Origin of the sequence: Paenibacillus abyssi, assembly GCF_014640295.1 — a bacterium.
Lineage (GTDB): Bacteria > Bacillota > Bacilli > Paenibacillales > Paenibacillaceae > Paenibacillus_D > Paenibacillus_D abyssi.
The window spans coordinates 383706-410564 of sequence record NZ_BMGR01000004.1 but is presented as its reverse complement, the minus strand read 5'-3'; the positions used below and the strand labels follow the sequence as shown (position 1 = coordinate 410564).

Annotated in this window: 20 protein-coding genes and 4 pseudogenes; 19 read left to right on the top strand and 5 right to left on the bottom strand. The window is 48.3% G+C overall.

Annotation, left to right across the window (positions count from 1 at the left end):
• Window positions 1-576: 576 nt before the first annotated feature.
• From IEW11_RS08530 to IEW11_RS08520, 3 genes are all read right to left on the bottom strand, one after another.
• On the bottom strand, window positions 577-1233 hold the full coding sequence (locus IEW11_RS08530; protein WP_188530618.1) for a PspA/IM30 family protein: 657 nt from the start codon (window positions 1231-1233) through the stop codon (window positions 577-579).
• Window positions 1234-1734 carry a hypothetical protein gene (locus tag IEW11_RS08525; protein WP_188530617.1) on the bottom strand — a complete coding sequence of 167 codons (501 nt, stop codon included), beginning with the start codon at window positions 1732-1734 and terminating at the stop codon, window positions 1234-1236.
• Between the two features lie 220 nt (window positions 1735-1954).
• On the bottom strand, window positions 1955-2962 hold the full coding sequence (locus tag IEW11_RS08520) for a Gfo/Idh/MocA family protein (protein WP_188530616.1): 1008 nt from the start codon (window positions 2960-2962) through the stop codon (window positions 1955-1957).
• Window positions 2963-3160: 198 nt separating this feature from the next.
• Here IEW11_RS08520 and IEW11_RS08515 point away from each other — a divergent pair, with 198 nt between their 5' ends.
• The 7 genes from IEW11_RS08515 (at window position 3161) to IEW11_RS08485 (ending at window position 14208) form a co-directional block, all read left to right on the top strand.
• Window positions 3161-5287, top strand: coding sequence for a DUF4855 domain-containing protein (locus tag IEW11_RS08515; protein WP_188530615.1), 2127 nt, complete (start codon window positions 3161-3163; stop codon window positions 5285-5287).
• A 334-nt stretch (window positions 5288-5621) separates the two neighbouring features.
• Window positions 5622-7178 carry a glycoside hydrolase family 3 protein gene (locus IEW11_RS08510; RefSeq protein WP_188530614.1) on the top strand — a complete coding sequence of 519 codons (1557 nt, stop codon included), beginning with the start codon at window positions 5622-5624 and terminating at the stop codon, window positions 7176-7178.
• Between the two features lie 231 nt (window positions 7179-7409).
• The gene (locus IEW11_RS08505) at window positions 7410-8318 is read left to right on the top strand and encodes an ABC transporter permease (protein ID WP_188530613.1); all 909 of its coding nucleotides are present in this window, start codon (window positions 7410-7412) and stop codon (window positions 8316-8318) included.
• Window positions 8318-9187, top strand: a complete 870-nt coding sequence (locus IEW11_RS08500) for a carbohydrate ABC transporter permease (protein WP_188530612.1) — start codon at window positions 8318-8320, stop codon at window positions 9185-9187. The genes IEW11_RS08505 and IEW11_RS08500 overlap by 1 nt, the downstream gene beginning before the upstream one ends.
• A 56-nt stretch (window positions 9188-9243) precedes the next feature.
• A complete protein-coding gene (locus tag IEW11_RS08495; RefSeq protein WP_188530611.1) occupies window positions 9244-10806 on the top strand; it encodes an extracellular solute-binding protein in 1563 nt (520 codons plus the stop codon).
• 32 nt (window positions 10807-10838) lie between these two features.
• Window positions 10839-12641 (top strand): sensor histidine kinase, encoded by a 1803-nt coding sequence (locus tag IEW11_RS08490; RefSeq protein WP_188530610.1) that lies wholly within the window; start codon window positions 10839-10841, stop codon window positions 12639-12641.
• Window positions 12622-14208 carry a response regulator gene (locus tag IEW11_RS08485; protein ID WP_229725056.1) on the top strand — a complete coding sequence of 529 codons (1587 nt, stop codon included), beginning with the start codon at window positions 12622-12624 and terminating at the stop codon, window positions 14206-14208. Before IEW11_RS08490 ends, IEW11_RS08485 begins: the two co-directional genes overlap by 20 nt.
• A gap of 101 nt (window positions 14209-14309) precedes the next feature.
• On the opposite strand, the gene IEW11_RS08480 is transcribed toward IEW11_RS08485, so the two are convergent.
• Complete coding sequence (locus IEW11_RS08480) at window positions 14310-14849, bottom strand: Gfo/Idh/MocA family protein (RefSeq protein WP_373289313.1); 540 nt, start codon at window positions 14847-14849, stop codon at window positions 14310-14312.
• A gap of 329 nt (window positions 14850-15178) precedes the next feature.
• Between IEW11_RS08480 and IEW11_RS08475 the strand changes: the two genes are divergently transcribed.
• From IEW11_RS08475 to IEW11_RS08455, 5 genes are all read left to right on the top strand, one after another.
• Entirely contained in the window at window positions 15179-15685 is a 507-nt protein-coding gene (locus IEW11_RS08475; RefSeq protein WP_188530608.1) for a TRAP transporter small permease, read from the top strand.
• A complete protein-coding gene (locus IEW11_RS08470; RefSeq protein WP_188530607.1) occupies window positions 15682-16986 on the top strand; it encodes a TRAP transporter large permease in 1305 nt (434 codons plus the stop codon). The genes IEW11_RS08475 and IEW11_RS08470 overlap by 4 nt, the downstream gene beginning before the upstream one ends.
• A gap of 119 nt (window positions 16987-17105) precedes the next feature.
• Complete coding sequence (locus IEW11_RS08465; RefSeq protein WP_188530606.1) at window positions 17106-18152, top strand: TRAP transporter substrate-binding protein; 1047 nt, start codon at window positions 17106-17108, stop codon at window positions 18150-18152.
• 97 nt (window positions 18153-18249) lie between these two features.
• The gene (locus IEW11_RS08460; RefSeq protein WP_188530605.1) at window positions 18250-20073 is read left to right on the top strand and encodes a sensor histidine kinase; all 1824 of its coding nucleotides are present in this window, start codon (window positions 18250-18252) and stop codon (window positions 20071-20073) included.
• 23 nt (window positions 20074-20096) lie between these two features.
• The gene (locus tag IEW11_RS08455; RefSeq protein WP_188530604.1) at window positions 20097-20834 is read left to right on the top strand and encodes a response regulator transcription factor; all 738 of its coding nucleotides are present in this window, start codon (window positions 20097-20099) and stop codon (window positions 20832-20834) included.
• A 40-nt stretch (window positions 20835-20874) separates the two neighbouring features.
• Here IEW11_RS08455 and IEW11_RS08450 read toward each other — a convergent pair whose 3' ends face one another.
• A complete protein-coding gene (locus IEW11_RS08450) occupies window positions 20875-21327 on the bottom strand; it encodes a MarR family transcriptional regulator (RefSeq protein ID WP_188530603.1) in 453 nt (150 codons plus the stop codon).
• A gap of 145 nt (window positions 21328-21472) precedes the next feature.
• Here IEW11_RS08450 and IEW11_RS08445 point away from each other — a divergent pair, with 145 nt between their 5' ends.
• The 7 genes and pseudogenes from IEW11_RS08445 to IEW11_RS08415 all read left to right on the top strand — a co-directional run bounded on the left by IEW11_RS08445 (window position 21473) and on the right by IEW11_RS08415 (window position 26838).
• A complete protein-coding gene (locus IEW11_RS08445; RefSeq protein ID WP_188530602.1) occupies window positions 21473-22930 on the top strand; it encodes an MDR family MFS transporter in 1458 nt (485 codons plus the stop codon).
• Between the two features lie 115 nt (window positions 22931-23045).
• On the top strand, window positions 23046-23519 hold the full coding sequence (locus IEW11_RS24845) for an HTH domain-containing protein (protein WP_229725042.1): 474 nt from the start codon (window positions 23046-23048) through the stop codon (window positions 23517-23519).
• Window positions 23495-23626, top strand: a pseudogene (locus IEW11_RS25210) (hypothetical protein); the annotation flags it as partial. The gene IEW11_RS24845 and the pseudogene IEW11_RS25210, both read left to right, overlap by 25 nt.
• A gap of 342 nt (window positions 23627-23968) precedes the next feature.
• Window positions 23969-24199 (top strand): annotated as a pseudogene (locus IEW11_RS08435) (transposase); the annotation flags it as partial.
• A 480-nt stretch (window positions 24200-24679) separates the two neighbouring features.
• Window positions 24680-25335, top strand: a pseudogene (locus IEW11_RS25205) (SDR family NAD(P)-dependent oxidoreductase).
• Window positions 25310-25655 (top strand): annotated as a pseudogene (locus IEW11_RS08420) (fumarylacetoacetate hydrolase family protein); the annotation flags it as partial. The pseudogenes IEW11_RS25205 and IEW11_RS08420, both read left to right, overlap by 26 nt.
• Window positions 25656-25689: 34 nt before the next feature.
• Window positions 25690-26838 (top strand): CaiB/BaiF CoA transferase family protein, encoded by a 1149-nt coding sequence (locus IEW11_RS08415; RefSeq protein ID WP_188530600.1) that lies wholly within the window; start codon window positions 25690-25692, stop codon window positions 26836-26838.
• Window positions 26839-26859 lie beyond the last annotated feature (21 nt).

The window sequence follows — 26859 nt, the reverse complement described above, 5'->3', positions numbered from 1 at the left end:
TCGTCTTTTTTGTTCAATCGCTTTTTCATACTTCAAAAATCGGAAGTTATTCAGTGGCCTCGTTAGGGGTGAGGGGGTTCCGGCGTGCATATGCTTACGAAACGGAATCATTTGAGTTATAGGCAGCCTAAGGGGCCGTCCCGCCATGGAATTGGCTGAGGGATGGCCCCTTTTCAGATCATGCCCCTGACAGCGGGCATTCCGGGATCTATCAGCCGCCAGCAGCGCTGAAGCAGAATAAAGTCGAAGCGATATGGGCTGGTCCTTGATCCGCTGCAACAAACAAACATTACTGGAAAATCTCCATCAAAATTATTCTTTGAGGCTTCCGGAGGAAGTAGAGATGGAAATCCTCCCGTTAATTATATCGGTTGAGCTCATCTTACCGCTCAAGCGGCGCAATAAATGGAGGAATTCCAGTTACATGGGTCAATCCGTACGATTGCTATTAAATTTACTGGAGGATTTCCCGCTAGATTAATTCCTCACGATCCACATATTAAAGGCCGTTCCTGCGTAGTTGAAACTACTTTTGGGGCCCCTTCAACAATCTAAAACATGTGCGCGAGCGTTGCGTTATTTTCCTCTGGACGCCTTCAGCTTTTCCAACTCGGCTCTTACCTCGTCATGCTGGTCGAGGCGATTGAGCTCATCCTGTGATTGGACGCTCGTCTGACGGTAGGCATGAGCCCCGGCTTCCATCCGCCATACCCGCTCTTCCATGCGGGAAAAACCGCGGGTGATTTTGTCGGTTTCAAATGAGGGGAAGGCAGAAGCTGACTCTTCCAATGCACGCGCGGCATGGGCCCGTGACAACAGGAAAAACAGCTTGGACTGCAGCTCCTGATGAATGTCCGCCAACCGGACGATTTCCTCATTCAGCGCGGCTGCCTGTTTACGGATGAGATCCCGCTGCTCTTCATACGTTTGCAGCAGCTTCTGATGATGCAGCTTGTCCTGCAGCGCCAATTCAGCGATACCATCCTCACCCCGGTCTACAGCCAGTTCTGCCTGCCGGAAACGTTTGTTCACAATCTCTTTTGTTTGCAAGACCAGCAGGTCGTACTGCTGCTCTGCTGCGAGCTGGCCTGTCAGTGCTTCGCGGGCCTTATCAATCTGTTCCTCGATTAACCGGATATATTGTTTAGCCATGCTGATCGGATCCTCGAAGCGGTCCAGCATACTATGCATGTCTGCACTTGCAATTTCTTTTACTCTTCCGAAAATACCCATTTACTTCTCCTCCTTTTGTTGGTTTCGTTCCCACTCATCCAAAAATTTGCCGCGATTGTACATGGGCATCTGGTGCGGCGGTGTGCCGACTGTATGGGCTGCCGGGAAACTGTTGTTCTTGTTCATCCTCCGCTGAAGCAAAAGCAGCAGCAGAATGATAATGACTGCCCACAGCGGTGTCAACAGACTCATAAGCGCGAGTACGCCAAGGATGGCACTTCCCCATTTAAGGAAGCCTGATCCTTTGAACCACATCAAAACAGCGGCAGCAATCAGGGCAAGCTTCAACAGCAGCGGCACAATGACACTCAGGAAGAAGAAGCCCGTCCCATAATGCGCATGAGGGAAACCGTGGGGATCGCGTTCGCCGCGCCAGTGGCCGCCGGGAACATTATAGCTGTGCCAGCTCCAGAAATGCCCGATCGATTTGATTAATATAAGCGTGAGCATGAATACGGCTATGCCGACAAGCGCCCACATCAAGGTACGGTTTCGTTGCATCTTATTCACCTCCCTGGCGGTTGATTTCGTTGAACAATTTGAAGTATAGCCTCCTTTACTGAAATGGATATTAGCCTAGGCTGATAGAAACATGAGGATTACCTGAGCATTTGCTGAAAAAGGTTGTGAAATCCGGTTGAACGCGAAAGAGGGCTCCCCTCAAGTAGAGTTTTCTACTTCGGGGGCAGCCCTCTTATAGACGAAATATTGCTTGTATCAATTAACGTTCCAACCCATCCAATCGCACCGCACAGTGCTCACGTGCGGAAATCGTAGAAGCTTCCATTAACTTGGTTAGCTCCACAGCCAGCCGGATATTCTCATCGGCAGTCGTGTTCGATTGAATATGGTTCACCCATTGATGGAAGGCGCTCTCTCGGTCGTCAGGCAGCGCCTGCTCCTGCCAGCCGTCCGCCAGCGCTTGATCGCCGCGCGAGGTTCTCAGCAACAGCTTTGCGTCTGGGGTGCCATACATGAGTGTGCCATCCGTCCCGTGAATTTCAATCGTGAACGGCGAATGGCTGTTTACAAAACCGGCCTCGACAATGCCGATCGCGCCTGACTTCGTGGACAGAACCGAGACGGCGTTGTCTTCTACTTCCTTCCCGGTAATAAAGCTGTATCGTGCACTGACATCTACCGGCTCCTCCCCGAGGAACAGACGCGTCAAATACATCGGATGACAGCCCAGATCAATCAATGCGCCGCCGAGACAATTGTCCAGATCGAAGAAATGCTCAGGCAGCCATCCGGCGGTTGCGCCGTTGTGTGATAACCGTACACGAACCAGCGTAAGTCTCCCAAGCAGCCCCTTATCTAAAATTTCGTGGATGGCGAGTGTAGATCCGCTATTCAAACGGGGAAGCGATACGGTTAGTTTCACGCCGCTTTGCTCCACCTCCGCTAAAATTTCATTGACTTCTTTTACAGTTGGAGCCAGCACTTTTTCCGTGAAAATGTGTTTTCCTGCCTTGGCAGCTGCGACAATGACTTCACGATGCATGCGGGTAGGCGCATCTACGATGACGGCATCAATATCGTCCCGCTTCAGCATCTCATCCAAGGAATCGTAGAAGGGTACTGAAAGCTGCTCGGCGGCAGCCTTTCCCCGCTGCGGCTCATCATCCCAGACTGCGGCGATTTTAGTATCAGGATGCTCTTGTGCTTGCTTCGTATAATCCCATGCATGAACGTGCCAGAAGCTGATTTTACCAATCCGTAAAGTCAATTCTATCACTCCAATATCCTGAATTTATAAGGCATGTGGATAGATTACCATAATTTGAGGGAAGTGTGGGAAATAAAAACTTATGTTCAAAGGGGTCACAATAATCCGTATTTTCCAACAGCCTTCCACTATAGATGGCCAGTCGAGATTGCTAGTATGAAATTGCGAGGCATTTCATTCATTAGAGGAGGCGTGTTAATGAAAAGAAAGCAGTTTATCGCAATTGTCGTCGTGCTGGCCGTAATGCTGACGTTGAAGCCGATGGAAGCGGAGGCGGCATATTTCCCGCCGGGAAGCTCCCAGGGAGGCGGAATTGAAGATTTGGTATTGATCTACAACGGGTATTACAACCCGGCAAATTATGGAGGAGAGGATATCTCAGCGTGGCCCCGCGAGCAGTTTAAGCCGTACACCGCATTTGTCGACCGGCTTGGCCAGCGTCAGGAAATCTTTTTCCGGGATTATTTGTTCCTAGGCCTGCAGGGGGCGAACGGGCGATCTTTCCACCGGGAAGCCGATGCCTCGAAGGCCGGGCTGAAATCGGATTGGCAGTGGTATCTTGACCGCACATTTACGACGAATATGCAGCAGCTTAATGCATTAAATGAAGAAACAAAAGCAGCCGCGACTGAGCTGGGACAGCCGAATTTGAAAAATAATGTCGTGATCATGGTTCCTTTTGCCAATGAAAATGTAACGAACTTTGGCGATGTGGATGGCGACGGTGTATCGGAAAATTTGACTACGCTTGCAAACCGCGAGAAAGTGACCAGATGGTATATCGATCAGGTGCTCAGCCGGTTCAGCCAGGCGAATTATTCGCATTTGCAGCTGAAAGGCTTCTACTGGCTGAAGGAGGATATGGATACGACGAAAGCCGATGAAGTGAATCTGGTCAAAAACACCGCAAACTACATTCATAGTAAAGGGAACTACATTTTTTGCTGGATTCCCTGGTCACAGGCCTACGCGGCAACGCAGTGGGCATCCTTTAATTTCGATTTTGCGATTCTGCAGCCGAACCACTTTGTGAACCGGAGCAATACAACGACGCCGGAGACGATCAAAAATTCAGCGAACAAATCTTATCATGCGGGCATGGGCGTGGAGATTGAATTTGACGGGCAGATCCTCCGCTCGGATAAGTACCGGGAGCGATTTTACGATTACTTGAACGGCGGTTTGGAATTCGGTTTTATGAACGGTTCGATACTTGCCTATTATCAGGATGCGAGAGGCGTCTATGATCTAACGCAGCAACCGGAAATCGGTTATCCGATCTATGAGGATCTCTACCGCTTCGCCAAAGGAAACTACGTCACGGACAAACAGGTCTCTACGATGCTGAACACATTCGAAAGTCTGCCGTTCCCGACCAGCCCAAGCGCGGCAACATCCATTTCGACGGAGCAATATGTGCAGGGCCAAAAAGCGATGAAGATTAATTTCGGAAATTATGCTACCAGCGTGATAACCGGCAGCCGTGGAGCAGACTTTTCAAAGCAGGATTGGTCGAAATACGATTCCTTCCGAATCGATGTATATAACCCGCAGACTGTAACCGGCTATGTCACAGTACTTATTGGGGATCAGAGCGGAAAGCAGCACTATAAGTATGCGCCTCTGCACCGAAGCTCTTGGAACACCGTGCGGATATCGATTGAAGACTTAGCGGCAGGCACGGGCGGTTCGTCGCAGGAGCCGGGCACTGTGCCGATTGATGTCACGCGAATCGATTATATTAAGTTAGTACAAAGGAGCAATGCCAATTATTTGCCGCTACCAAACACGTATTATTTTGACAATATGCGGTTGGTGCAGGATGACGGTGCGAGGCTGAACGACCTGGAGTGGCAAACCTTTGGCGGCAACAATTCCGTGACGCTGTCTAAGACGGCAGCAACGATTCGGGAGCAGAATACAGCCATGCAGGTCCATTATGGCCTGTACAATGTCGCGCAAGCATGGATCGAAGCACCGACGCATTTTAAGCTGAAGGATTGGAGCAATCAGGAGGCCTTTAAAGTGGATGTCTACAATCCCAATAGCACGGTTATGAACCTGGGATTGAAGTTTACCGACTCGAATAACCAAACCTACTACAGACGCGTGGCGCTGCAGCCGAATCAATGGAACACCGTGCAGATTCCTATCGCCCACTTAGCGGCCGGGATGAATGCAACCGTCGGGGAAGGCACGTCTTCAGCGCTTGCGATCAATTCCTTGCAGCGCGTTGATTTCTATCAGCGCAATAACAGCAATTATGCGCCGCTGCCGAATCACCTTTTCTTCGATAATATCCGGTTAGGCGTGCTGGAGCCGTAAGCATACACTTATTAGCTGCCTAACGACAATCTATCGGCCACCTATCGTAACTGCCAACTACCACAACCGGTACAATTAGATGGAATTTCTCCAGCAAATTATAGGTATTGGTCACATGAAATTATATTACAGGGAAAAGCTCCAGTTAATTCATTGATGCCTTGAATGAATGCCTGAGATGGGTGTAATTAGCGTGAGGGAATCCAGTTAACACCATACGATGCGGGATATGTAGATGAATTAAGAGGACTTTATGGAGTTAAACAAAAAAGTATGAGCCGGGTCGTTATTCGATCGATTAAATGATGAAAGATGAAAGAGGCGAACTTATAACATGAATTCAGATCTAAATATGGAATTGCAACAAATAATGGGCCAAATGAGCCTAGAGGATAAGGTGGCTCAGCTGTTCACCTTCTCCGCCTTAGCCGCACGGCTGGATGATGCGTCCAAGCGGTTGATCACGGAGCTGAAGGTGGGGGGCATCTTTCTTGGCACGGGCTGCCTTCAGCAGCCAAAGCAGGTGTATGAATTGACAACCGCAATGCAGCAGGCCTCAATCTCGGAAGGAAGCGGCATCCCGCTGTTCATCTCAGCCGATTTCGTCGCAGGCGCAGGCTGCAAGCTGCAATCGGGGGCGGTTCATTTCCCGAAAAATCGTGCGATCGGGGCGGCAGATGACGAGCGATTAGCCTGTGAATCGGGAAGAGTGACGGCACTTGAATCACTGGCAATGGGCGTCAATTTCAATTACAGTCCGGTCGTGGATATTAACAATAATCCACTTAATCCGGTGATTGGCACGCATTCTTTCGGTGAAGACCGGGAGACGGTATCCAGACTTGGGTGCGCGGTCATTAAAGGCTATCAGGAGCATGGCATGATCGCGACGGCCAAGCATTTTCCGGGGCATGGCGACACGCATGTGGATTCGCATGAGGATCTGCCAGTTCTCCCGTTCAGCCGGGAGCGGCTGGAGAGCTTTGAATTGGTTCCGTTTCGGCGGGCTATCGAGCAGGGCGTGGATGCGGTGATGGTCGGCCATATCGCTGTCCCTGCGCTGGATCCGTCGAATATGCCGGCATCGCTTTCCTATGAGCTGACAACGAAGCTGCTGCGGGAGCAATTGAATTTTCAGGGCTTGATTGTAACCGACGGCTTGACGATGAAGGGCATTACGAATCAATTCACGTTAGAAGAAGCTTGTATCCGGGCCCTTTTGGCGGGCGCAGATATTTTGCTCGGTACGGCGGAGAGCTATGAGCATGCGGCCTCTATGCTGCAGGCGGTAACAAATGCGGTAGAGCAGGGCAGAATTCCGGTATCGCGGATTGAAGAATCAGTGAAGAGAGTGCTGATGATGAAACAAAAGTACCGGTTGATGCCCGAATTGTACCGACCCTCAGGCTATCGTGAAGACGTATTTCAGACGGCAGCGGCAGAACAAGTAAGCGAGGAGCTCGCTGCCAAAGCAGCTACTCCGCTTAACGGTATGGACAGAGGCAAGTTAAAGGCAATCGGAAAGCCGGAATCCTGGCTGCTGATTCGCGACGCTCATGCAACCAGGTTTGCCGAGCATCTGCGCAAAGAGCTTCTCTCTATAACAGAGCGAACTGCCGATCATTACGAGAAAGTGCTGGAACTGCTGGATTCGGAACCCTCGGATCAGGGTGTTATCCTTGCGATATCGCATAACAAACCGATCGATCCATCGTGGCTCAAGCTTCTCAATGACCGATTAAGCAGATCAAAGCATGCGGTATGGGTCCATTTCGGCTCGGAGTACGATGTGCGTCAGGCATCCGTACCTTGTCTGCTCATGTATGACCGCTCCCCGTCGCTCCAGCACCAGGCAGCGCACTACCTATGTGCTGGCAATACGTCACAATAATCCTTGAAATCACACGGATTTCCTCTGCCAATCCGTTTATAACGCTTTTACAATTAAAAATAAAGGAACATCAGCTGAGCAGTCAGAGAATGCTCAAATGATGAGTTAGAACAAACGGGGTGAGGGGTGTCCGATGAAAAACGAAGTGTTCGCCTAGTGTCCGCCCTTCGATGGAATCGGACACCCCCGCCCAAAAAAGTTCTAAAATGCGGAATCGGCAGGAGGGACCCTATGAACCGAAAAGGATTACGGACAGCATGGAGGCCGGATTGGATCCTCTATCTATTTCTGCTGCCGGGCGTGCTTTATTTTATCGTATTTAAATACCTGCCGATGTACGGCATCATTATTGCGTTTCAGGACTACAGCCCGTTCAAAGGGGTTTCGGGCAGCGATTTTGTCGGCTTGAAGCATTTCATTCGTTTTTTCGAGGATGATGAATTCATTACCGTGTTCCGCAATACGCTGCTGATCAGCTTCTACAAGCTGGCATTCGGATTTCCTGTCCCGATCTTGATCGCGCTAATGCTTAATGAAGTCCGCAAAAGCTGGTTCAAGCGTACGGCGCAGACTTTATTTTATATTCCGCATTTCTTTTCCTGGGTCATTTTCGGCGGGATCGTCATTCAGGCGCTCTCCTCCAAGGGCATGATCAATTCGATCATCACTTTGTTCGGCGGGGACCCGATCCTGTTCATGGCAGAGAAGGAATACTTCCGGAGTATTCTTGTCATCTCCGATATTATTAAGGAATCCGGCTGGGCATCGATTATTTATCTGGCAGCCATATCGGGCGTAAATCCTTCCCTTTATGAAGCGGCGAGGATGGACGGGGCCAAGAAACGGCATGAGATTTTCTATATCACGCTGCCGAGCATCTCCAGCACGATCATCATTTTGTTTATCTTACAGCTGGGCAATATTCTCGAGCTCGGCGTTCAACAGGTCTTTATGCTCTACAACCCGCTTGTCTATGAAGTCGGGGATATTATAGACACTTATGTGTACCGAGTCGGTTTGACGGAACAGAAGTACAGCTTCGCCACGGCGGTAGGCTTGTTTCAGGCGACAGTAGGACTGATCCTCATCTATGTGGCTAATGGACTGGCTAAACGCTTCAGTGGGGGAGGTTTGTGGTAATGCGAGAATCCGTATCTTTCCGGGTTGGCACTTTTTTAAACTATACCTTGTTAACGGTTTTCGGCCTGATCACGCTGTTCCCGTTTATGCATGTTCTTGCGCAGTCGCTCAGCAGCCAGACGGCGATCGTGTCGAACCAGGTCACGATCTACCCGGTCGGCTTTCAAACACTGTCCTACGAACTGCTCCTTAAGGACAATGACTTCTATCAGGCCTTCGGCGTCTCTCTGTTTCGAACCGCAGCCGGAGTCGGGATCAACATGCTGCTCACCTGCTTGATGGCTTACCCGTTATCCAGACAGGTGTTAAAGGGAAAAGGTCTGATCATGAACATGGTGATCTTCACGATGCTGTTCCAAGGGGGATTGATTCCATCCTTCCTGCTGCTGAAGGAGCTCGGCATGCTGGACACGATGTGGTCGCTGCTGCTGCCCTCGGCAGTCAGTGCGTTCAACCTGATCCTATTGAAAAATTTCTTTCAATCCGTTCCGGCCAGTATGGAGGAATCCGCGAAAATTGACGGTGCAGGCCACGGTACGATTCTATGGAAAATATTCGTTCCGCTCTCGCTGCCGGCGATTGCTACGCTGACCTTATTCTATGCGGTCATGCACTGGAACACCTATTTTGATGCGGTCATGTATATCAGTAATCCGGATCTGAATCCGCTGCAGGTGTACTTGCGCAATATGATCGTACTGAACGACTCCAATATCGAGATGACCAACAATACGGGTTTGTTCCTGATCTCGCCTGAGTCGCTAAAGGCCGCGACGATCATTGCCAGCGTGCTGCCGATGATTATCGTCTATCCGTTCGTCCAACGCTACTTCGTGAAAGGGGTGATGCTGGGCGCGCTGAAAGGGTAGGCTCTATCTATCAGTTTAAGGTAATTATGGTATATTAACCTAAGGAGGGTCTTTCCATGAAAAAGAAATTTTCCATCCTATTCGTTTTTGTAATGGCATTAACGCTGCTTGCGGCCTGTGGTTCAAATAATAATAACGCTCCGGCTAATGAACCGGCCCCGGCAGCGCCGAATAATGGAGCAAACGAGGGTGCTTCAGGCAATGATAACGGCGAGCCTGCTGTAATCAAGGTATTTATGTCCGGCGGAGCCAAGTTTCCGGATGGGCAGGACATTAACAATAATCCATGGACGGAAATGCTCGAGGAAGAGAACAATGTGGATCTGCAGATCGAATACGGTCCGGCTGCTCCCGATGAATTTATGAACAAGCTGACCTTGAAATTTGCTTCCAATGACATCCCCGATCTGTTCGTGATTCCTGGCAGCTCGCAGGGCTGGCTGATGCAGAACGCGGAGCTCGGCGCGTTGATGGAGCTGGACGGCAAAGTGGACAATTTCGAGAACTTGAAGAACGCTGTTTATCCCAATGCGTGGGAAGCTGCCAAATACAACGGAAAAATGTATGCGATCCCGGTCTTGAACGACGGAAACAAAGGAACGAGCAATCTCTATATCCGTCAGGATTGGCTGGATAAGCTGAATCTTGATGTGCCGGCGACGCTTGATGAATATGTGAATGTGGCAAAAGCCTTCCGCGATCAGGATCCGGACGGTAACGGCAAGAACGATACGTATGGGATGATCGCTTATGACAGCATGCTCGGCTGGTCCCATCTGTTTGGCGCATTCGGCGTCATTCCGGGCTACTGGATCGAGAAGGACGGTGCACTGGTTCAATCGGATGTACAGCCCGAGATGAAGGAAGCGCTCGCCTTTATCAGCAACCTGTATAAAGAAAAACTGCTTGATAACGAATGGCCGATTACGAAAGTCGCCGCATTTCATGAGAAGGTGGCGAATAACCAGGCGGGCGTCTACGAAGGAAGCTGGGCGGCGCCGCGTAATGAGATCAATACAAGCAAGCAGAACGATCCAAATGCGCAGTGGGTAAAGATCGCGCCTCCGAAAGGACCAAACGGCGACAGCGGCGTGTTCGGCGGTGCTGAGTATAAGACCTTTGCAGTAATCAGCAGCCAGGCACAGAATGTAGATGCGATTCTCGGGATGCTCGATTGGATGGCGCTTCCGGAGAACATCGATAAATTCGTATTCGGCTTCGGCGAGCTGGGCGAAGGCTTCATGTATGATATGGTAGACGGCAAATATGCGCTGAATTTCGAAAATCATAACCTGTACGGCTACCGCCAGCAGCTGATGTTCATGCAGCCGAAAGAGTTGAATACCAAGAAAATGGAATCGCTTGGCGCGGATTTCGATCTGGTAGGTTCCATTAACCATTCGACTGAATATGTGATTCCAAGCCAGTATGTCGGCGCTCCGACGCCTGCAATGGTCGAGCATTTAAGCACGCTGGACAAATTAAGAGCGGAAACCTTTACAAAAATCATTGTGGGTGAGCTGCCGGTCGATGCATTCGACGATTTTGTAGAGGAATATAACAGTAAGGGCGGAGAAGCCATTGCCGCCGAGGTTCAGGAATGGCATGCGGGCAGATAACTAACGACCCCTTAAAGGTAAGGTGACTGATTATGAAGAAGATGATGCCGGGACGATACAATCCGACGATCAAGCGAAAGCTGATGGTCCTCGTCGTAGGCCATCTTCTTCTTTTTTCTGTACTTGTCTATGCATTGTTTTTCTGGTTCCAATCTCTGCTGGAGGAGAAGATCAGCGCGTTGGCGCTGCAGACAATGGAGACCGTTATCGGCAATGTCGAGGTGTATATTAACAACAATATCCGTTTATCGAACACGATCGCCAGCGACAGTACGCTGGTGAAGCTGGTTAGGGAAAATCCCGATTTCGCCTCCTCGGAATCGATGTGGTCGCTTGTGCAGGTGCTGGAGAAATTGAAAAACTTCTCGGTCATCAACCAATATATTTACTCCATTGCCGTCTATAATTCCGAATCGGGCAAAGTACTCTCGACAACGGACGGCATTTACAACGCCCCCGCAGGACAACTGGAGTGGGCCGAGCAGATGAAGCGGCAGGGGAATGGTTTGGTTATTGGCGCCGATCTGAACGGAGTGGTTCCGAAATATTCTCAAGGAAGCGCCCGTTCGATGATCAGCGTCATCCGCCCGCTGCCGGGCAATGACAGGAACAACCTGCTCATCGTGAATTCCGACAAGCAGGTGCTGGACCTGTTTATCGGCGATATTGAGCTGTTTAGCGGGACAGGCATCATGATCAGCGACACAGGCGGCTCCGTTTTTTATGGCAAGGGCAATCTCCCGGAAGCGTCCAGGCAGCCGGCGCTAGGCAAAAATAGAAGTGCCAACCAGCCGTTTGAGACCGTGCGATATGGAGCGCAGAAATATATTGCCGTCCACAAATCCTCAGATCTGACGGGGTGGAATGTGAGCCTGATCATTCCGCATGATGAGATCATGAAGGATGTGGTCAATATGATGCGCGCCTCGGTACTGATTATGATCGGGATCACAGTGCTGGTGCTGCTGCTGTTCGGACTGCTGTACGTGCAAATTTTTACCCCGATCAGGCGGTTGATGCAGAGCATGGTTAGCGTGGAGAAAGGCTTGACGTTTCATCCGGTTGAAATCAGGCGAATGGATGAACTCGGTTTTTTGCAGCAGCGGTTTAATGAAATGGTGTCCAATGAACAGCAGATGCGCAAGACGATTTACGAGGAGCAGCTGCATAAGAAGGAAATCGAGCTCAAATTTTTACAGTCCCAGGTGAATCCGCATTTTCTGTACAATACGCTCGATTCGATCTATTGGGTGGCTGAGCAAAGCGGTGTGGATGAGATTGGCGATGTGGTGCTTGATTTATCCAAGTTCTTCCGTTTGAGCTTGAGCAGAGGCAAGGATTTCATTACCATTGCGGAAACGGTGCTGCATCTGGAATATTACTTGCGTATTCAGCAGTTCCGCCATACCGGTAAGTTTGAGGTTGTGTGGGATGTGGAGGAGCAGCTTGCCCAGGTAGAAGTGATGAAGCTGATGCTGCAGCCGGTCGTGGAAAATGCGATTATTCATGGTTTAGAGCGGGCAGCAGAAGCTTGCAGGCTCACCATTCGCATTCACAGGCAGGATGAATGGCTGCGCTGCAGTGTGGAAGATACCGGGATCGGCATGGATGAGCAGACATTAAAACATCTGCTGCATGAAATTATGCATGATGAAGGACCGTCGGGAACGACCTACGGTTTGCGGAATTTATACCAGCGCCTTCACATTGTATACGGCGATGATATGAAGTTCTCTATCCGGAGCAAGCCGCAGGAAGGCACGATTGTAACGATAAGGATTCGGCTCAGCCGTCTGGGAGGGAAGGGACTTGAAGATGAAGGTCATCATCGTTGAAGATGAACCGAGGGTTCGTAAAGGGCTCTCTGAGACGATCGATTGGGCGCTGTTCGGACTGGAGCTTGCAGGAACCGCCTCCAATGGGGTTGAAGGGCTGGAGCTGTTCAAGGAGCAGAAGCCTGAGCTGGTTGTGGCGGATATCCGCATGCCGGTTATGGATGGCTTGGCGATGACCGAAGCGATACTGGAGCAAAAGCCGGATACTAGAATTATGATCATCAGCGGCCACGATGAATTCGAATATGCCCAGCGGTGCATCGCACTCGGGGTTACAAATTATTTGCTCAAGCCAATCGGCAAAAAACAGTTTCACAGCGAGCTGGAGAAGATCACCGGAGATTGGCGCCAGCACAAGGAGCAAAGAGAGCAGTCCCTGGAATTAGAGCATAAGCTAAAGAGCAATCTTCCCGTACTCCGCGATGCTTTCCTTGAGGAATGGCTGGGGGGCGTCTCGCCGAAATCCGAAGCGATGCTGCGCGAGAGCTTTTCATTTCTGCATATTCCCTTCGATTTTGACGATGTGGCGGGTGTGGCGGTGTTTGAGCTGGATATCCCGGAGGGGGGCGGCCATTCCCATGCCGACCGCAGGCTGTTGGAGTTTGCGATCAACAATATGATTGGCGAGCTGCTTGAGGATAACGGCCTCTCCTACCAGCGGGGGAACGGACAGACGGTTGTGCTGTACCAGTCGGTATCGATGGACACGCCGGATGACTTGATTCTGTGGGTCGAACGCGTGAAGGCAAAGCTCGGCGCGGTTCTGCGCGTCAGCGTAACGGTCGGTTTAGGCTCCCGGGCGGTGTATGTGCAGGAGCTGCCGCAGTTGTTTCAGGAAGCGCTGCGGATCCTGCGGCTGAAGCTGTCTTTTGGCACGGACCTCATTCTTCATGAAGGGATGCTCCGGCCTGTGCAGGATCAGCTGGCGGTACTGCGCGAGACGGATGAGGCTTTGCTGGTCCACGCGGTGGAAATGAATGATGAGGCTCAAATTTCAATTGTGATGAACGGCTTATTCCTGGAGTGGGCAAGCAAAGAAGAGCTGTCCTACCCGGATGAAATCTCCTATCAGTTTATCGGTCTATTCACAAAACTGACTCACCGGCTAGGCAAAAGCATTCATGCTTATCTGAAGCACGATCAATTGGTGAAGTGGCGGCATCCCGAGCAATTCCGTTCAAAGGAAGACATCAAGCTGTGGTGGACCGCCCGGTTTATCGAGCTTGGCAGGAGTTATGCCGGCTACCGCCTGGACCGCAGAACCAAAGTGATTCAGCAGGTGATGGAGTATATCGATGACCATATCTTCGAAAATATTACCCGTGAGGATGCGGCCAGACACGTGTATATTAACTCTTCCTATTTAAGCCGTTTATTCAAAGAAGTAACAGGAGAGGCCTTCTCCGACATCGTACTGCGCAAAAAGATGGAGAAGGCTATGCATCTGCTGCAGGTAGAGCGCGTGATGGTCTATGAGGTGGCGGACATGCTCGGCTACAGGGATCCCAGCTACTTCGCCCGGGTGTTTAAAAAATATACAGGCAAGAGTCCTTCCGGGTTCCAGTGAGTCAAGAAGAGTGTGAACCTTCAAAAAGAACCGTCAGAGCGATCTGACGGTTCTTTCATGTATGTAGAGAAAACTGAGCTTTCCCCACGTTATTTCTTCACTCATTCCATGTTCAAATCCTTACTTCTCGAGCCCATCCAAACGTACCGCTCTGTTGTCGCGGGCTGAAATGGAAGAGGCCTCCAATTTTCATCCGCAGTCGTGTTCGACAGGATATGGTTCACCCATTGATGGAAAGCGCTCTCCCTGTCGGCTGGCAGGGACTGCACGTTCCAGCCCTCGGCGAGCGATTTATCGCCGCACGAGGTTCTCAGCACCAGCTTTTCGTCCGGTGTTCCGTACATCAATGTTCCTTCTGTGCCGTGAATTTCAATCGTGAATGGCGAGAAGCTGTTCACGAAGCCCGCATCCACAATACCGATCGCGCCCGACTTAACGCCGCTTTGCTCGACCTCCGCTATGATTTCATTGACTTCCTTCAGAGTTGGCGCAAGCACCTTCTCCGTAAAGATATGCTTTCCTGCTCTCGCAGCCGCTGTTATGACATCACGATGCATGCGGGAAGGCGCATCCACGATAACGGCGTCGATATCATCGCGCTGCAGCATGTCGCCCAGCGATTCGTAGAACGGTACCGCCAGCTTATCGGCGGCTGCCTTGCCCCGCTGCGGTTCTTCGTCCCAGACCGCAACATTTTAAATGCCCGGATGCTCTTACGCTTGCTTCGTGTAATCCCATGCATGTACGTGCCAGAAGCTGATTTTACCAATGCGTAAAGTCAATTCCATCACTCCAATATCCTGAATTTATGAGGCATGTTGATAGATTATCATAAATTGAGGGATACGGGGAAAATAAAAAAGCTAAAAAAATCGCAAAAAAACCTAAAAAATAAAGCGTTTTCAAAATTATTTATTCTTCTTAAAATGATAATACGTATTAATTCAACAGGAACTGGAGGGGACGGAAAGTGAGCTTCATACGAAAATGGGCGCTGCGCTTCGACCAAATTTTTGAAAACTTTGCCCTGATGGCAATGTGCCTGATGACCGTTATTGTAACTGTGCAGGTATTTACAAGAAAAGTATTTAATTTCGTATTCTTTTGGTCCGAAGAGATGACTTTGCTGCTCTTGATCTGGTTTGCTTTCATGGGAATCGCGATCGGATTTCGGGAACGGCTGCATCTGGCCATGGATTCGGTTAAGACAAGATTTCCGAAACGGGTGCAGCACTGGCTGGATAAAGTCGTCTATGCAACTGTGTTTGCCTTCGGACTCTACCTCATTGTTTACGGCTGGGATTTTACTCAGCTGATGCACAGTAACCGACTGGCCGCGACGCAATGGCCGTTAAGCGTACAATATGCGGTGATGCCCATTTCAGGCATCATGATTTGTATTTACAGTGTGCTGCAATTGCTAGGGGTTAAAACCGAGCGACACACTGATTTGGATGATGAGGAGGAACACGCATGACTACGGCTGCAATAGCGATGATCATCTTGGCTGTAAGTTTTATCATCTTAATGGTGCTCGGTTTTCCGATTGCCATTGTGCTTACCGGATCCACTTTGTTGACGATCATGTTCTTAGATATTCCGCTTGCGGTCGTGGGCCAGCGCATCATTCAAGGCGTGAACTCCTATACTCTGCTGGCGGTACCGTTCTTCATTCTTGCCGGACAGATTATGGGGCAAGGGGGACTTGCTCTCAGATTGATCAACCTGGCCCAGCTCATGGTCGGATTCATTCGCGGCGGGCTCGCCATGGTGAATTGTGTAACGAGTACGCTGTTCGGCAATATTTCGGGCTCGGCCGTCGCCGACGTGTCTTCAATCGGCTCCGTCATGATTCCGATGATGAAGAAGAAAGGCTACGATGCGGACTACACGGTCGCCGTTACGACTTCGACCGCAGTCCAGGGCGTCGTCATGCCTCCGAGCCACAATATGATATTATATGCTTTGGCGGCAGGCGGCATCTCCATCTCCAATCTGTTCATGGCCGGCATTATCCCTTGTTTGATCATGCTGGTAGCGCTGATGATCACCTCTTACATAATTGCCGTTAAACGCGGTTACGAGAAGGGGGAACCCGTTGCGCTCAAAGCCGTTCCAAAAATCATCAAGGATGGATTCTTATCCTTAATGACGGGCGGCATTATTCTGGGAGGTATCTTCTCCGGTTGGTTTACGGCGACGGAATCCGGCGCGATCGCCTGCGTGTATGCTTTCATTCTGACGTTTTTTGTTTATAAGGATATCCCGCTCTCCCATATGTGGATCATCTTGAAGAAGACGTTCCGCACCGTATCGATGGTCATGTTTCTGATCGGAGCTTCCAGCGCGTTCGCATGGGTGCTGACCTATTTAAAAGTACCGCAGATGGTAACGGAGCTGTTCCTGGGTTTCACGGCCAATCCGCATCTGATCTTGTTTTTCGTTATGGTCCTGCTGCTCCTTCTCGGAGCACCTATGGATATGGCGCCGCTTATTCTGATCATGACGCCGATCCTGTTCCCTGTCATGACCGCACTAGGTGTAGATCCGATCCATTTTGGCGTGGTTCTGATCGTGAATTTGGGAATCGGCCTTATTACGCCGCCGGTGGGAACTGTGCTGTTTGTCGGCTGCGCAATCGGCAAAGTGTCGATCGAGAAGACCTCCAGAGCGCTGCTGCCGTTTTATGCCGCATTGGTTGGCGTATTGTTCCTGTTGGCTTACGTGCCGGATATTACATTGTTCCTTCCAAGAGTGCTGAACGGATATGCGGGATAAGCATGATCTAAAAAAAGCAATAAAATACACCAAAAATCTCGGTAGTTGATGTAGGCGCTTTCAAATACAATTGGTGTAGGCGCTTGGCTTTATGCGAAATTAGAAAGGGGAGGTTGACCATGTTTAAAAGAAGCAAAAGGTTTTTCCTGCCGGTTGTTGCGACCTTAACGATCAGCTTGCTGCTGACGGCGTGCGGCGGCAACAACGGCGGCACGAGCAATACGGAAGCAAACGGCGGGGGCTCAGCAGCAGACGACAAGCCAACGTATACGTTCCGGCTGGCTGAAACCCACGCACCGGATTATCCGACCACACTCGCCGACTACAAATTTGCCGAGCTGGTGAAGGAGCGTTCCGACGGACGTATTACGATTGATGTGTTCCCGTCCGCTCAGCTTGGGGAGGAGAAGGCGGTTCTTGAGCAGGTTCAATTAGGAGCGATTGAATTTACGAGGGTCAGCACAGGACCGATGGCGGAATTCAATCAGGATTTTGGCGTTTTCAGCTTGCCTTATATTTTCGATAATGATGAGCACTTATGGAATTTCTTAAACGGAGAGCATGGCGCAAAGCTGCTCGGCAGCCTGGAGGATTCGAGAATGAAGGGACTGGCTTATTACAGCGCAGGTTCCCGCCATTTCTACTCCAGAACTCCTATCACAAGCTTGGAAGACCTTCAAGGATTGAAGATCCGCGTACAGCAAAACAAATTAAATATTGATTTGATGGAGGCTCTTGGAGCCAGTGCAACGCCTATGGACTTCGGCGAAGTTTACAGCGGTCTTCAAACCGGTGTCATCGATGCCGCTGAGAACAACTATCCAAGCTATTATTCAACCAGGCATTATGAAGTCGCCAACCATTTAATATTGGACGGCCATCAGCGTCTGCCGGAAGTGCTGCTGATCTCAAAAATGGCCTGGGACAAATTATCCGATGAGGATAAGGAAATTATTGAACAAGCGGCCAAGGATTCTGTCGAATACCAGCTTGAGGAATGGGCCAAATTCGAGCACGAAGCCGAGGAGCAGGTGCGCGCTGCGGGTGTGACAATTACCGAGGTGGACGACATCAGCAAGTGGCAGGCCGCAGTTCAAACGGTTATTGACGAGCATGGTGCAGCGTATCAGGAAGTGCTCGATGCGATCCAGAGCGCCCGCCCTTAAAATGAATCGAAAATAAGAGGCTGATTGCCTCTTATTTTCAATTTATGTAATATAATCGGAGCAGAGTATTGTATTACGACAACGTTAGGAGAAGGGAATGCGAGCACGCTTTAACGAGGTTTTGAACAATCTGTCACGCATCGTTTTATTGAGAGACCGCTCCTTGACTGTCAAGCTGCTGTATTTTTCTGCTTTGTTGGTCGTTATTCCTCTGTTCGTGGTCAGTTATATTACCTATACGCAGTCGGCGCGGATATTGGAGCAGGAAACGAAGCAGTACAGCTGGCAAATGATCGAGCAGGTCAAGGTATATGTGGATGATTATTTACGGGACTTTGAGATCAGCACGTTGAAGATTGTCAATCACCCGGATACCGTTGCCTTTCTGAAAATGAACAGCTCCGAAGAAATTGAAGAAAGCGGTATCAAAAAGGCCGTCTCCAATGTGTTGAAAAATACGGTGTTTTCCCGGTCGGATTTGACCAATGTTACCCTTATTCTAGAAGATATCGATGTCATCGATTCAGCCGGAATCCACAATGAATTTACGGCACGGCAGCTCCAGCAGGAATATTGGTACAGCCGTATTCCCAGAACTGGCGGTCCTAGCACGATAAGCCGGATGATCCAATGGCAGGGAAGAACGATTCCCGTCATATCTGTCGTCAAACGAATCGTACATCCCTACACGCTGGAGCCATTCGGCATGCTGATCATTGATGTGAATTACGGCAGGCTGACAGATGTTGCGCGCAAAGTCAGTCCAGGACAAACAGGCTATTTGTTTATTGTGGACGATCAAGGCCGGTATGTGTATACACCGGATACAGCGATGATAGGGGAAATCTATGAATTGGAATATTGGGAAAACATGAAGCAATCGGCCAGCGGATCATTCATGTCCGGTTCCGGTAACGCGCGAAGGCTGATTACATTCAGCGAGTCCTCCCAATTGCAATGGACCTTGGCGACCTCCATTCCATATACCGAGGTTACCAGGGGGATCGGTTCGATTCAAAAGACGACAGCAAACACGGTAATCATTACGCTGGCTTTGGCGTATATGATCGGTATCAGCTTTGCTTCGAGCCTGATACGTCCGATACGGCATTTGTACAAATATATGCGAAGGGTAGAAAACGGGGATTTCTCAGGCAGAGTGACGGTCGAATCCAAGGATGAGATCGGGCTGCTCACGATCGGTTTTAACAAAATGGTGCAGCAGCTGTCCACATTGCTGGAAGAAGCATATGTATCAAAGCTGAAGGAAACCGAGCTGCACTTGCGGTCAAAAGAGATGGAGCTAAAGGTGCTGCAATCGCAGATGAATCCGCATTTTCTGTACAATGCCCTGGAGACGATACGCGGCATGGCGCTCGATATCGATGAGGAAGCCATTGCGGATATGTCAGCAGCGCTAGCAAAATTTCTTCGGTACAATTTAAGAGATACCTCGCAAATTGTAAGCATTTCCCAAGAAATCGATATTTGCAAGCTGTATCTGCGCATCCAGAAATTCAGGTTTGAGCAAAAGCTGGATTACGCGTTTGATATCCCGGAGTGGGCATTAACGTGTGAGACGGCGAAGTTCTCCCTTCAGCCGCTTATCGAAAATTGTATTGTACATGGACTTGAGCCGTTTGATGGACAAACGCTGATTCGTATGTATGTGGAAAAAGAATCCAAGGACGCTTTTATCTTGTGGATCTCCGATACGGGAGCAGGCATGTCCGAGAAGACGATCAACAAGCTGAACATCGACTTGAAACGCAAAGATATTATGGATGGAGGAGCCCATATCGGCATTGTCAACGTGCATAGGCGGGTGTCCTACCTCTTTGGTCATCCGTACGGTCTTTTGCTCAAGCAAGTAAAGGAAGGCGGAACGCTTATCGGCATCAGATTGCCTAATCGTTCTTAATTTGCTTGAAGAGGAGGGGAAGCATGTATTCGATCGCTTTAGTAGAGGATGAAAAATGGGTACGGACGGCGATAAGCAAAGTCATTGGAAAAATCGGTCCGCCGTTTAAAGTCGTCATGGAGGCTACGCAGGGCGTCGAAGCATTGGACTGGCTCCAGCTTAATCGGGCTGACATTGTGTTAACGGATATTCGCATGCCGGTGATGGATGGCCTGTCTCTGATGAAGGAGATTCGAGACAGAGACATTCCAGCCGATGTCATTATCGTCAGCGGTTATGATGACTTTAAATATGCACAGCAGGCGTTACGTCTGGGCGCGTTTGACTTTTTGTTGAAGCCGCTGGAGAAAGCTGATCTGGAGGGCGCCCTGCAGAAATGGCTGGAGCGGGGTAAACCGAAGATTGGCAATACCGATGAATTGGAGCTGTCTACGATCGAGAAGGTGATAAGGTTTATCCAGCATTCGATGCCCGGCGAGGTGAGCTTGAAGGATGCGGCAGCGCATGTATACTTGAATCCCAGTTATCTAAGCAAGCTGTTCAAGCAAGAGGCGCACAAAAACTTTGTGGAGTTCGTCACGGAGACCCGAATGAGAGAAGCGGGTAAGATGTTAAGCGGTACTTCCTTACGAATATCCGAAGTTGCGGAACGGTTGGGGTACACGGACATATCCTATTTTACAAATACATTCAAGAAACACTTCGGGATCACCCCCAGCGAATACAGAAAGATGAAACGGCCGATTATGCGAATTCCATAGTATAAAATAAACCCCATCGTTCGACTCTGAACGATGGGGTTTATTTTGGCAATTTTAACAAGATCGATTTCAATTTGTTCATGTGTACAATGAGCTCGGACAAATCGATATCATCATAAACGCTGAGCATATCCTTTATTTTGCCTGAGATCACCCGTTGAAATTCACTGCATACCCAATCCCCCTTTGGGGTAATCTGGATATAAATGTTTCGCCGGTCATTTTCACACGGAATGCGCTCTACCAGTTCTTGCCGCACCAGCTTCTCCAGAAGCGGCGTCATGTTGGGCCTGGAAATATTAAGCTGCTCGGACAAGTCCGAGACAATCGCTCTGCGCAGCTCATGCAGCAGTATAAGCACGCGACCGCTGGCTGGAGACAATCTTACGGGGGGAATTTCTTCTGCGGAAATCGAGTCGAAAATCTTCTTCTGCAGCAAGGGCATGATGATCATGAAATGTTCCGACAATTCTTCGATGATGTTGTTCCTCATTGCTTAGCCGCCCTTCAATATATATTATCCAATAATTTTAACATAGCTTTAACATGATGGCTATTGATTCATAATAGTTATTAAACTATAATTAACAAGGCAAAAAACTAATTTTACCTTTTTTATTGGATAGGAGGATTTTGTTGTGAATACCGCTACTGCGGCTGCAGGTCCGCAATATAAAGATTTAGGCGACATCAAACGGCTGCCGATTTTAATCTCGCTTGTCATCGGTGCTTTTTTTTCCATCTTGAATGAAACGCTGTTGAACATCGCGTTCAGGGATCTGATGATTGAGCTTCAAGTGACAGCGTCGACGATTCAATGGTTATCGACGGGCTATTTGCTCGTTGTAGGGATCTTGATCCCGGTATCGGCGCTGCTGGTACAGTGGTTTACCACCCGGCAGATGTTCTTGGGTGCGATGGTTTTGTTTGCGCTTGGCACATTGGTCTGCGGCATCGCGCCGGGATTTCCTGTATTGTTAATCGGACGTCTTATTCAGGCGTTCAGTACGGGATTAATGCTGCCTGTTATGATGAATACAATTTTAATCTTGTACCCGCCTGAAAAGCGGGGAGCCGCGATGGGCAGCATGGGATTGGTGATTATGTTTGCTCCGGCGATCGGCCCTACGCTTGCCGGACTCATTCTCGATTCAATGAGCTGGCGCTGGCTGTTTTTCATGGTGCTTCCTTTCGCAATCTTCGCCATCGTGTTCGCTGCGATTTATTTGAAAAATGTATCTGAAGTAACCAAACCGAAAGTTGACGTGCTTTCCATCATACTGTCCACCCTAGGGTTTGGCGGAATTGTATTTGGATTCAGCAGCGCAGGCGAAGGGCATGGCGGGTGGTCGAGCCCGCAGGTCTATCTTTCTCTGACGGTTGGTATTATTTCATTGCTGCTGTTCATTTGGCGTCAGCTTGTATCCAAGGAGCCGATGCTGGACATGCGCGCCTTCAAATCGCCGATGTTCTCACTTACGACGGTGATGCTGATCATCGTTATGATGAGTCTGTTCTCAACGATGCTGCTTTTGCCGTTATTCCTGCAGGGAGCACTGTTGATGACTGCATTTACCGCAGGTCTTATTCTGCTGCCGGGCGGTGCGCTTAACGGTCTGTTGTCTCCGGTTACCGGCAAGTTGTTTGATAAATTCGGCCCAAGAGCGCTGGTTATACCGGGCTCGGCGATCCTTGTTGTGGTCATGTGGCTATTTACACGAATCTCGCTTGATACCTCTACAGGTACGCTTATCGCGCTTCATTCGGCGATGATGATTGCGATCTCGATGATTATGATGCCGGCGCAGACGAACGGATTGAATCAATTGCCGAGGAAATATTATCCGCACGGTACAGCGATTCTTAATACACTGCAGCAGGTATCCGGAGCGATCGGCGTCGCTTTCTTCATCAGTATCATGTCTTCGGGACAAAGGGATTATCTGGCCGGCTCTTCGAATCCGAATGCACCCGCAGAGATGGCCGGCGCGCTTAATGCAGGCGTACACAGCGCATTCTCAGTCGGCTTAGTCTTCGCTGTTGTCGGCTTGATTCTGTCTTTGTTCATTAAACGGACATCAGCGCCGCAGGAATAAACAAACAAGGGGCTCTCCCAAATTACACTGGTACCCATAAACTGGACACTTTAAAAAAAGTGTTCAGGCTGTGGGTACCTTTTTGTATACTGAAGTAACAACGGAGGGGATTAGGTTGAGCAAGAAGCGATTTACGGAAGAAGAACGTGAGAAGCTGTCAAAGAACAGATACATAACGAAAGTTAGTGATAAAGCGATAACTTACGCAGATGAATTTAAGCAGTTTATTGACCAATACATGACAGGCAAAACCCCAAGAGAAATTTTTGAAGCTCACGGGTTTGATGTTACTGCAATTGGAATCAAGCGAGTAGAACAGTCTGCCGATCGTTGGAAGAAAGCCTACGACCAAGGGGGTATTGTCGGGCTATCCGACTCCCGAAAAGAAGCCTCTAGGCGTCCTTTACGACGGGAGTTATCGCAGAATGAAGTCATTGCTAAACAAGAAGCAAGGATCAGGTTACTAGAATCTCAAGTAGATTTGTTAAAAAAGCTAGACACGAAAGAAAGGTTGCTGGTAGCAAAAGGAATGAATCTAAGCAAGACTCGGGGTATTGCAGCTATATCCACGCCGCAGATTCGCGCTTAGAATATGCCCTTTCCGATGCCGAAGCAGGAAAATTAATTAAGAAGGCTTTCAACCGAAGAGAGTACAAGAAGGGTTCTCGCTCCATTAAGATGATTCTTGAAAACGAGTTTGGCGTCATTTATAACCTAAAGAAAACCCGCAGGCTTATGAAGAAATTCAAGATGTCTGCCCACATTGAAACCCCAACCCCTACACCCATGGCCAAGGCTACGCAGGAGCATAGGACCCTCCCCACAGACTTCAAAGGGATTTTAAAAAGGGTATTCCTGGTCTGGCATTGCATACCGACATCACTTATCTCCCGCACGGTCGTTCAGAGATGGGCTATTTGTCGACCATATTGGACGCCTCAACAGGTGAGGTTCTCTCTTACAACGCATCCAATCGGCTCACATTGGACATTGCCACGGACACTGTTGACGCTCTCAAGAAACAGAAACGTCTTAAGCTCCGTAAGCATTAAATCCGATGAGCATTCGGAACAAATGGCCTTCCAAGAAACAGAGTACTTCAAGGACAAATCCAAGGAACGCTACAAAATTGAAGCAAAGAACAGCGAACTCAAACATGGACACGGGTATGATGTTGCTACATCCTCGGGTCTGCTTGGTATGCAGTTGCAAGGAGCAATGGCCATATTTGCCGTTAATCTCAAGCGGATATTGAAGATATCTGAGTAAGATTAACGGGAAATACAACAAAAAATGACCAAAAAAAAAGAAGGAATCCGCCCCAATAAATGGGAAACGGTGCCTTGTTTTTGACTTGGACTATACTGACTCTTGAACCTAAGCCAGTTCTTCAGTGGCCTCGTTCAATACAGGAATCATCTATTATTGGTTCCCTAATTGTTCATAATCACTCTTTTTTAAGTGTCCTTGACATAGGGTCCAGATTAGGTAGCTATTTAACTATCCCTTTTCTTTTTCTAACACTTGTAGGGAGGTTTATTTTTCGCATCTATTGCTCAGCTCAGAAGATAACCCACTACAAACCAATATGAAAAATGGACAGTTAAAACTTAATTTTTATCAATATTAGTTCGTTGGTTAAGCGTTTACAATTGAAATGATGAAGAATATTTTTCCTTAGCCGGTGTTACCAAGCTATTGTACTGCTTAAAAGTAAAACCCATTTTAAGGATAAGGATGTGGTAAATAATGAGATTGGAGAATAAAGTTTGCCTTATTACTGGAGCTGCCTCTGGAATTGGAAAAAGTACAGCTCATAAATTTGCAGAAGAAGGAGCAAGTGTGGTTGTAACAGATTTGGATAGTGACAACGGGATTAAGACAGAGAAGAAATTTGTAAATCAAATGGAGAAGCTATTTTTATCAAGGGCGATGTGACAAATCCTGCATCCGTTAAAGAAAAGTGGTGTAGGTAAACTTCACGGAGCTAGAGGCTTGGGACAATGTAATGAATGTGAATTTTGTGCGTGGAGTTTTTCTTATGAGAGCAAAAAAGTGGCTCTATTATTAATATGTCCTCTTGTATTGCAGAAACAGGTTTAGCACAACGAGCTTCTTATGCAAATCAAAAGGAGCTATTTTAGCTTTAACAAAATCAATGCAGGTAGATTATGCTCCTTATAATATTCGAGTGAATGCCTTCCTACAAGGAACCATTCTTACTCCATTTGTAGAAAACTATTTAAAGACATCCTATGACAATCCTGAAGAGGCAATCGAAAAACTTTAAAACACGGCAATTAAGCGGGGATTTAGGAAGACCGGAGGATGTCGCTCAAGCAGCTTTGTTCCTATCGTCGGACGAATCCAAGTTTATGACAATGGGTATTAGGGAAAACTTGTGATGATTTTAGCCCGATTGGACCATATCTAGTTTCAGCAGATGAAATTGGAAATCCAAACCTTGAAAACAACTGTAAATGGAGAAGTTCGTCAAGATTCTAACACTTCCGATATGATTTTTAATGTAGCAGAAATTGTAAGCTATATTTCTCAACACATGACATTGACTCCTGGAGATATTATTTTAACAGGGACACCTGAGGGAGTCGTTTTAGGCTACCCAGAGGAAAAACAAATTTATTTAGCACCTGGGGATAAAGTAACAGTTGAGATAGAAAAGTTAGGAAAATTAACAAATACATTTGTCTCAGAAGTGGAATAATCAATAGTTTACAAAATTTAAAGGGGGGACTGATGTGAAATTGCTGGATGGTTTACTTGTCCTAGATTTTGGGCAATTTTTAGCTGCACCTTTTGCAGCGATGCGTCTTGCCGATTTAGGGGCACGTGTGATAAAGATTGAACGATCTGAAATTGGAGACCTAAGTAGGAAGCTTACATTATCTAACTTAGTGGTCGATGGAGACAGTACTGTTTTTCACTCCATGAATCGAAATAAAGAAAGCTACGCTGCGAATTTAAAAAATCCAGAAGATGTAAAGGCTGTCATGAAATTAGTTGAAAAAGCAGATGTATTAATAGAAGGATTTCGTCCTGGAACCATGGCAAAGCTTGGGCTTGATTATGATTCAGTTAAAAAAATAAATCCACGTCTTGTATATGGTAGTGTTACTGGTTATGGAAACGAAGGTCCATGGAAGGATAAACCAGGGCAGGACATGCTAGTTCAATCGTTATCAGGTATGCCATGGCTAAATGGCAATAGGGACCAGCCTCCTCTTCCATTTGGACTTTCCGTGGTGGACATGTTTACAAGCGCAAACCTTGTTCAAGGAATTTTGGCTGCACTTGTCCGCAGAGGAACAACAGGAGAGGGTGGTCTTGTAGAAGTAAGTCTAATAGAATCTGCATTGGACTTGCAGTTCGAGGTATTAACAACACACTTAAATGATGGAGGAAAGCTACCTGAACGAAGTGAAGTTAATAATGGTCATGCTTATTTAGGTGCTCCTTATGGAATCTATGAAACAAAGGATGGGTTTATTGCGCTAGCGATGGGTTCCATTATTCAGCTAGGAGAACTGCTCGAATGTGATGAGTTATTAAACTACCAAGACTCAAAAACCTGGTTTGATAAACGAGATGAAATTAAAAGGATTTTAGTAGGCCACTTGAAGCTAAAGGAAACAAAGGAATGGCTTCAGGTTTTAGAAGCAGCTGATTATTGGTGTGCTGATGTTCATACGATGGAAACATTAATGAATCATGAAGGGTTTAAAGCATTAGAGATGGTCCAAGAAGTCGTGCGGAAGAACGGGGCTACATTAAGAACAACAAGGTGCCCAATTCGTGTAAATGGCCAAAGGCTATTTAAAGCAAATGCCGCTCCTGTATTAGGAGAGGATACAGATCATGTGAATAAAGAATTTCATCTAAAAGGGTAATAACCATATAAGAAGGGATGG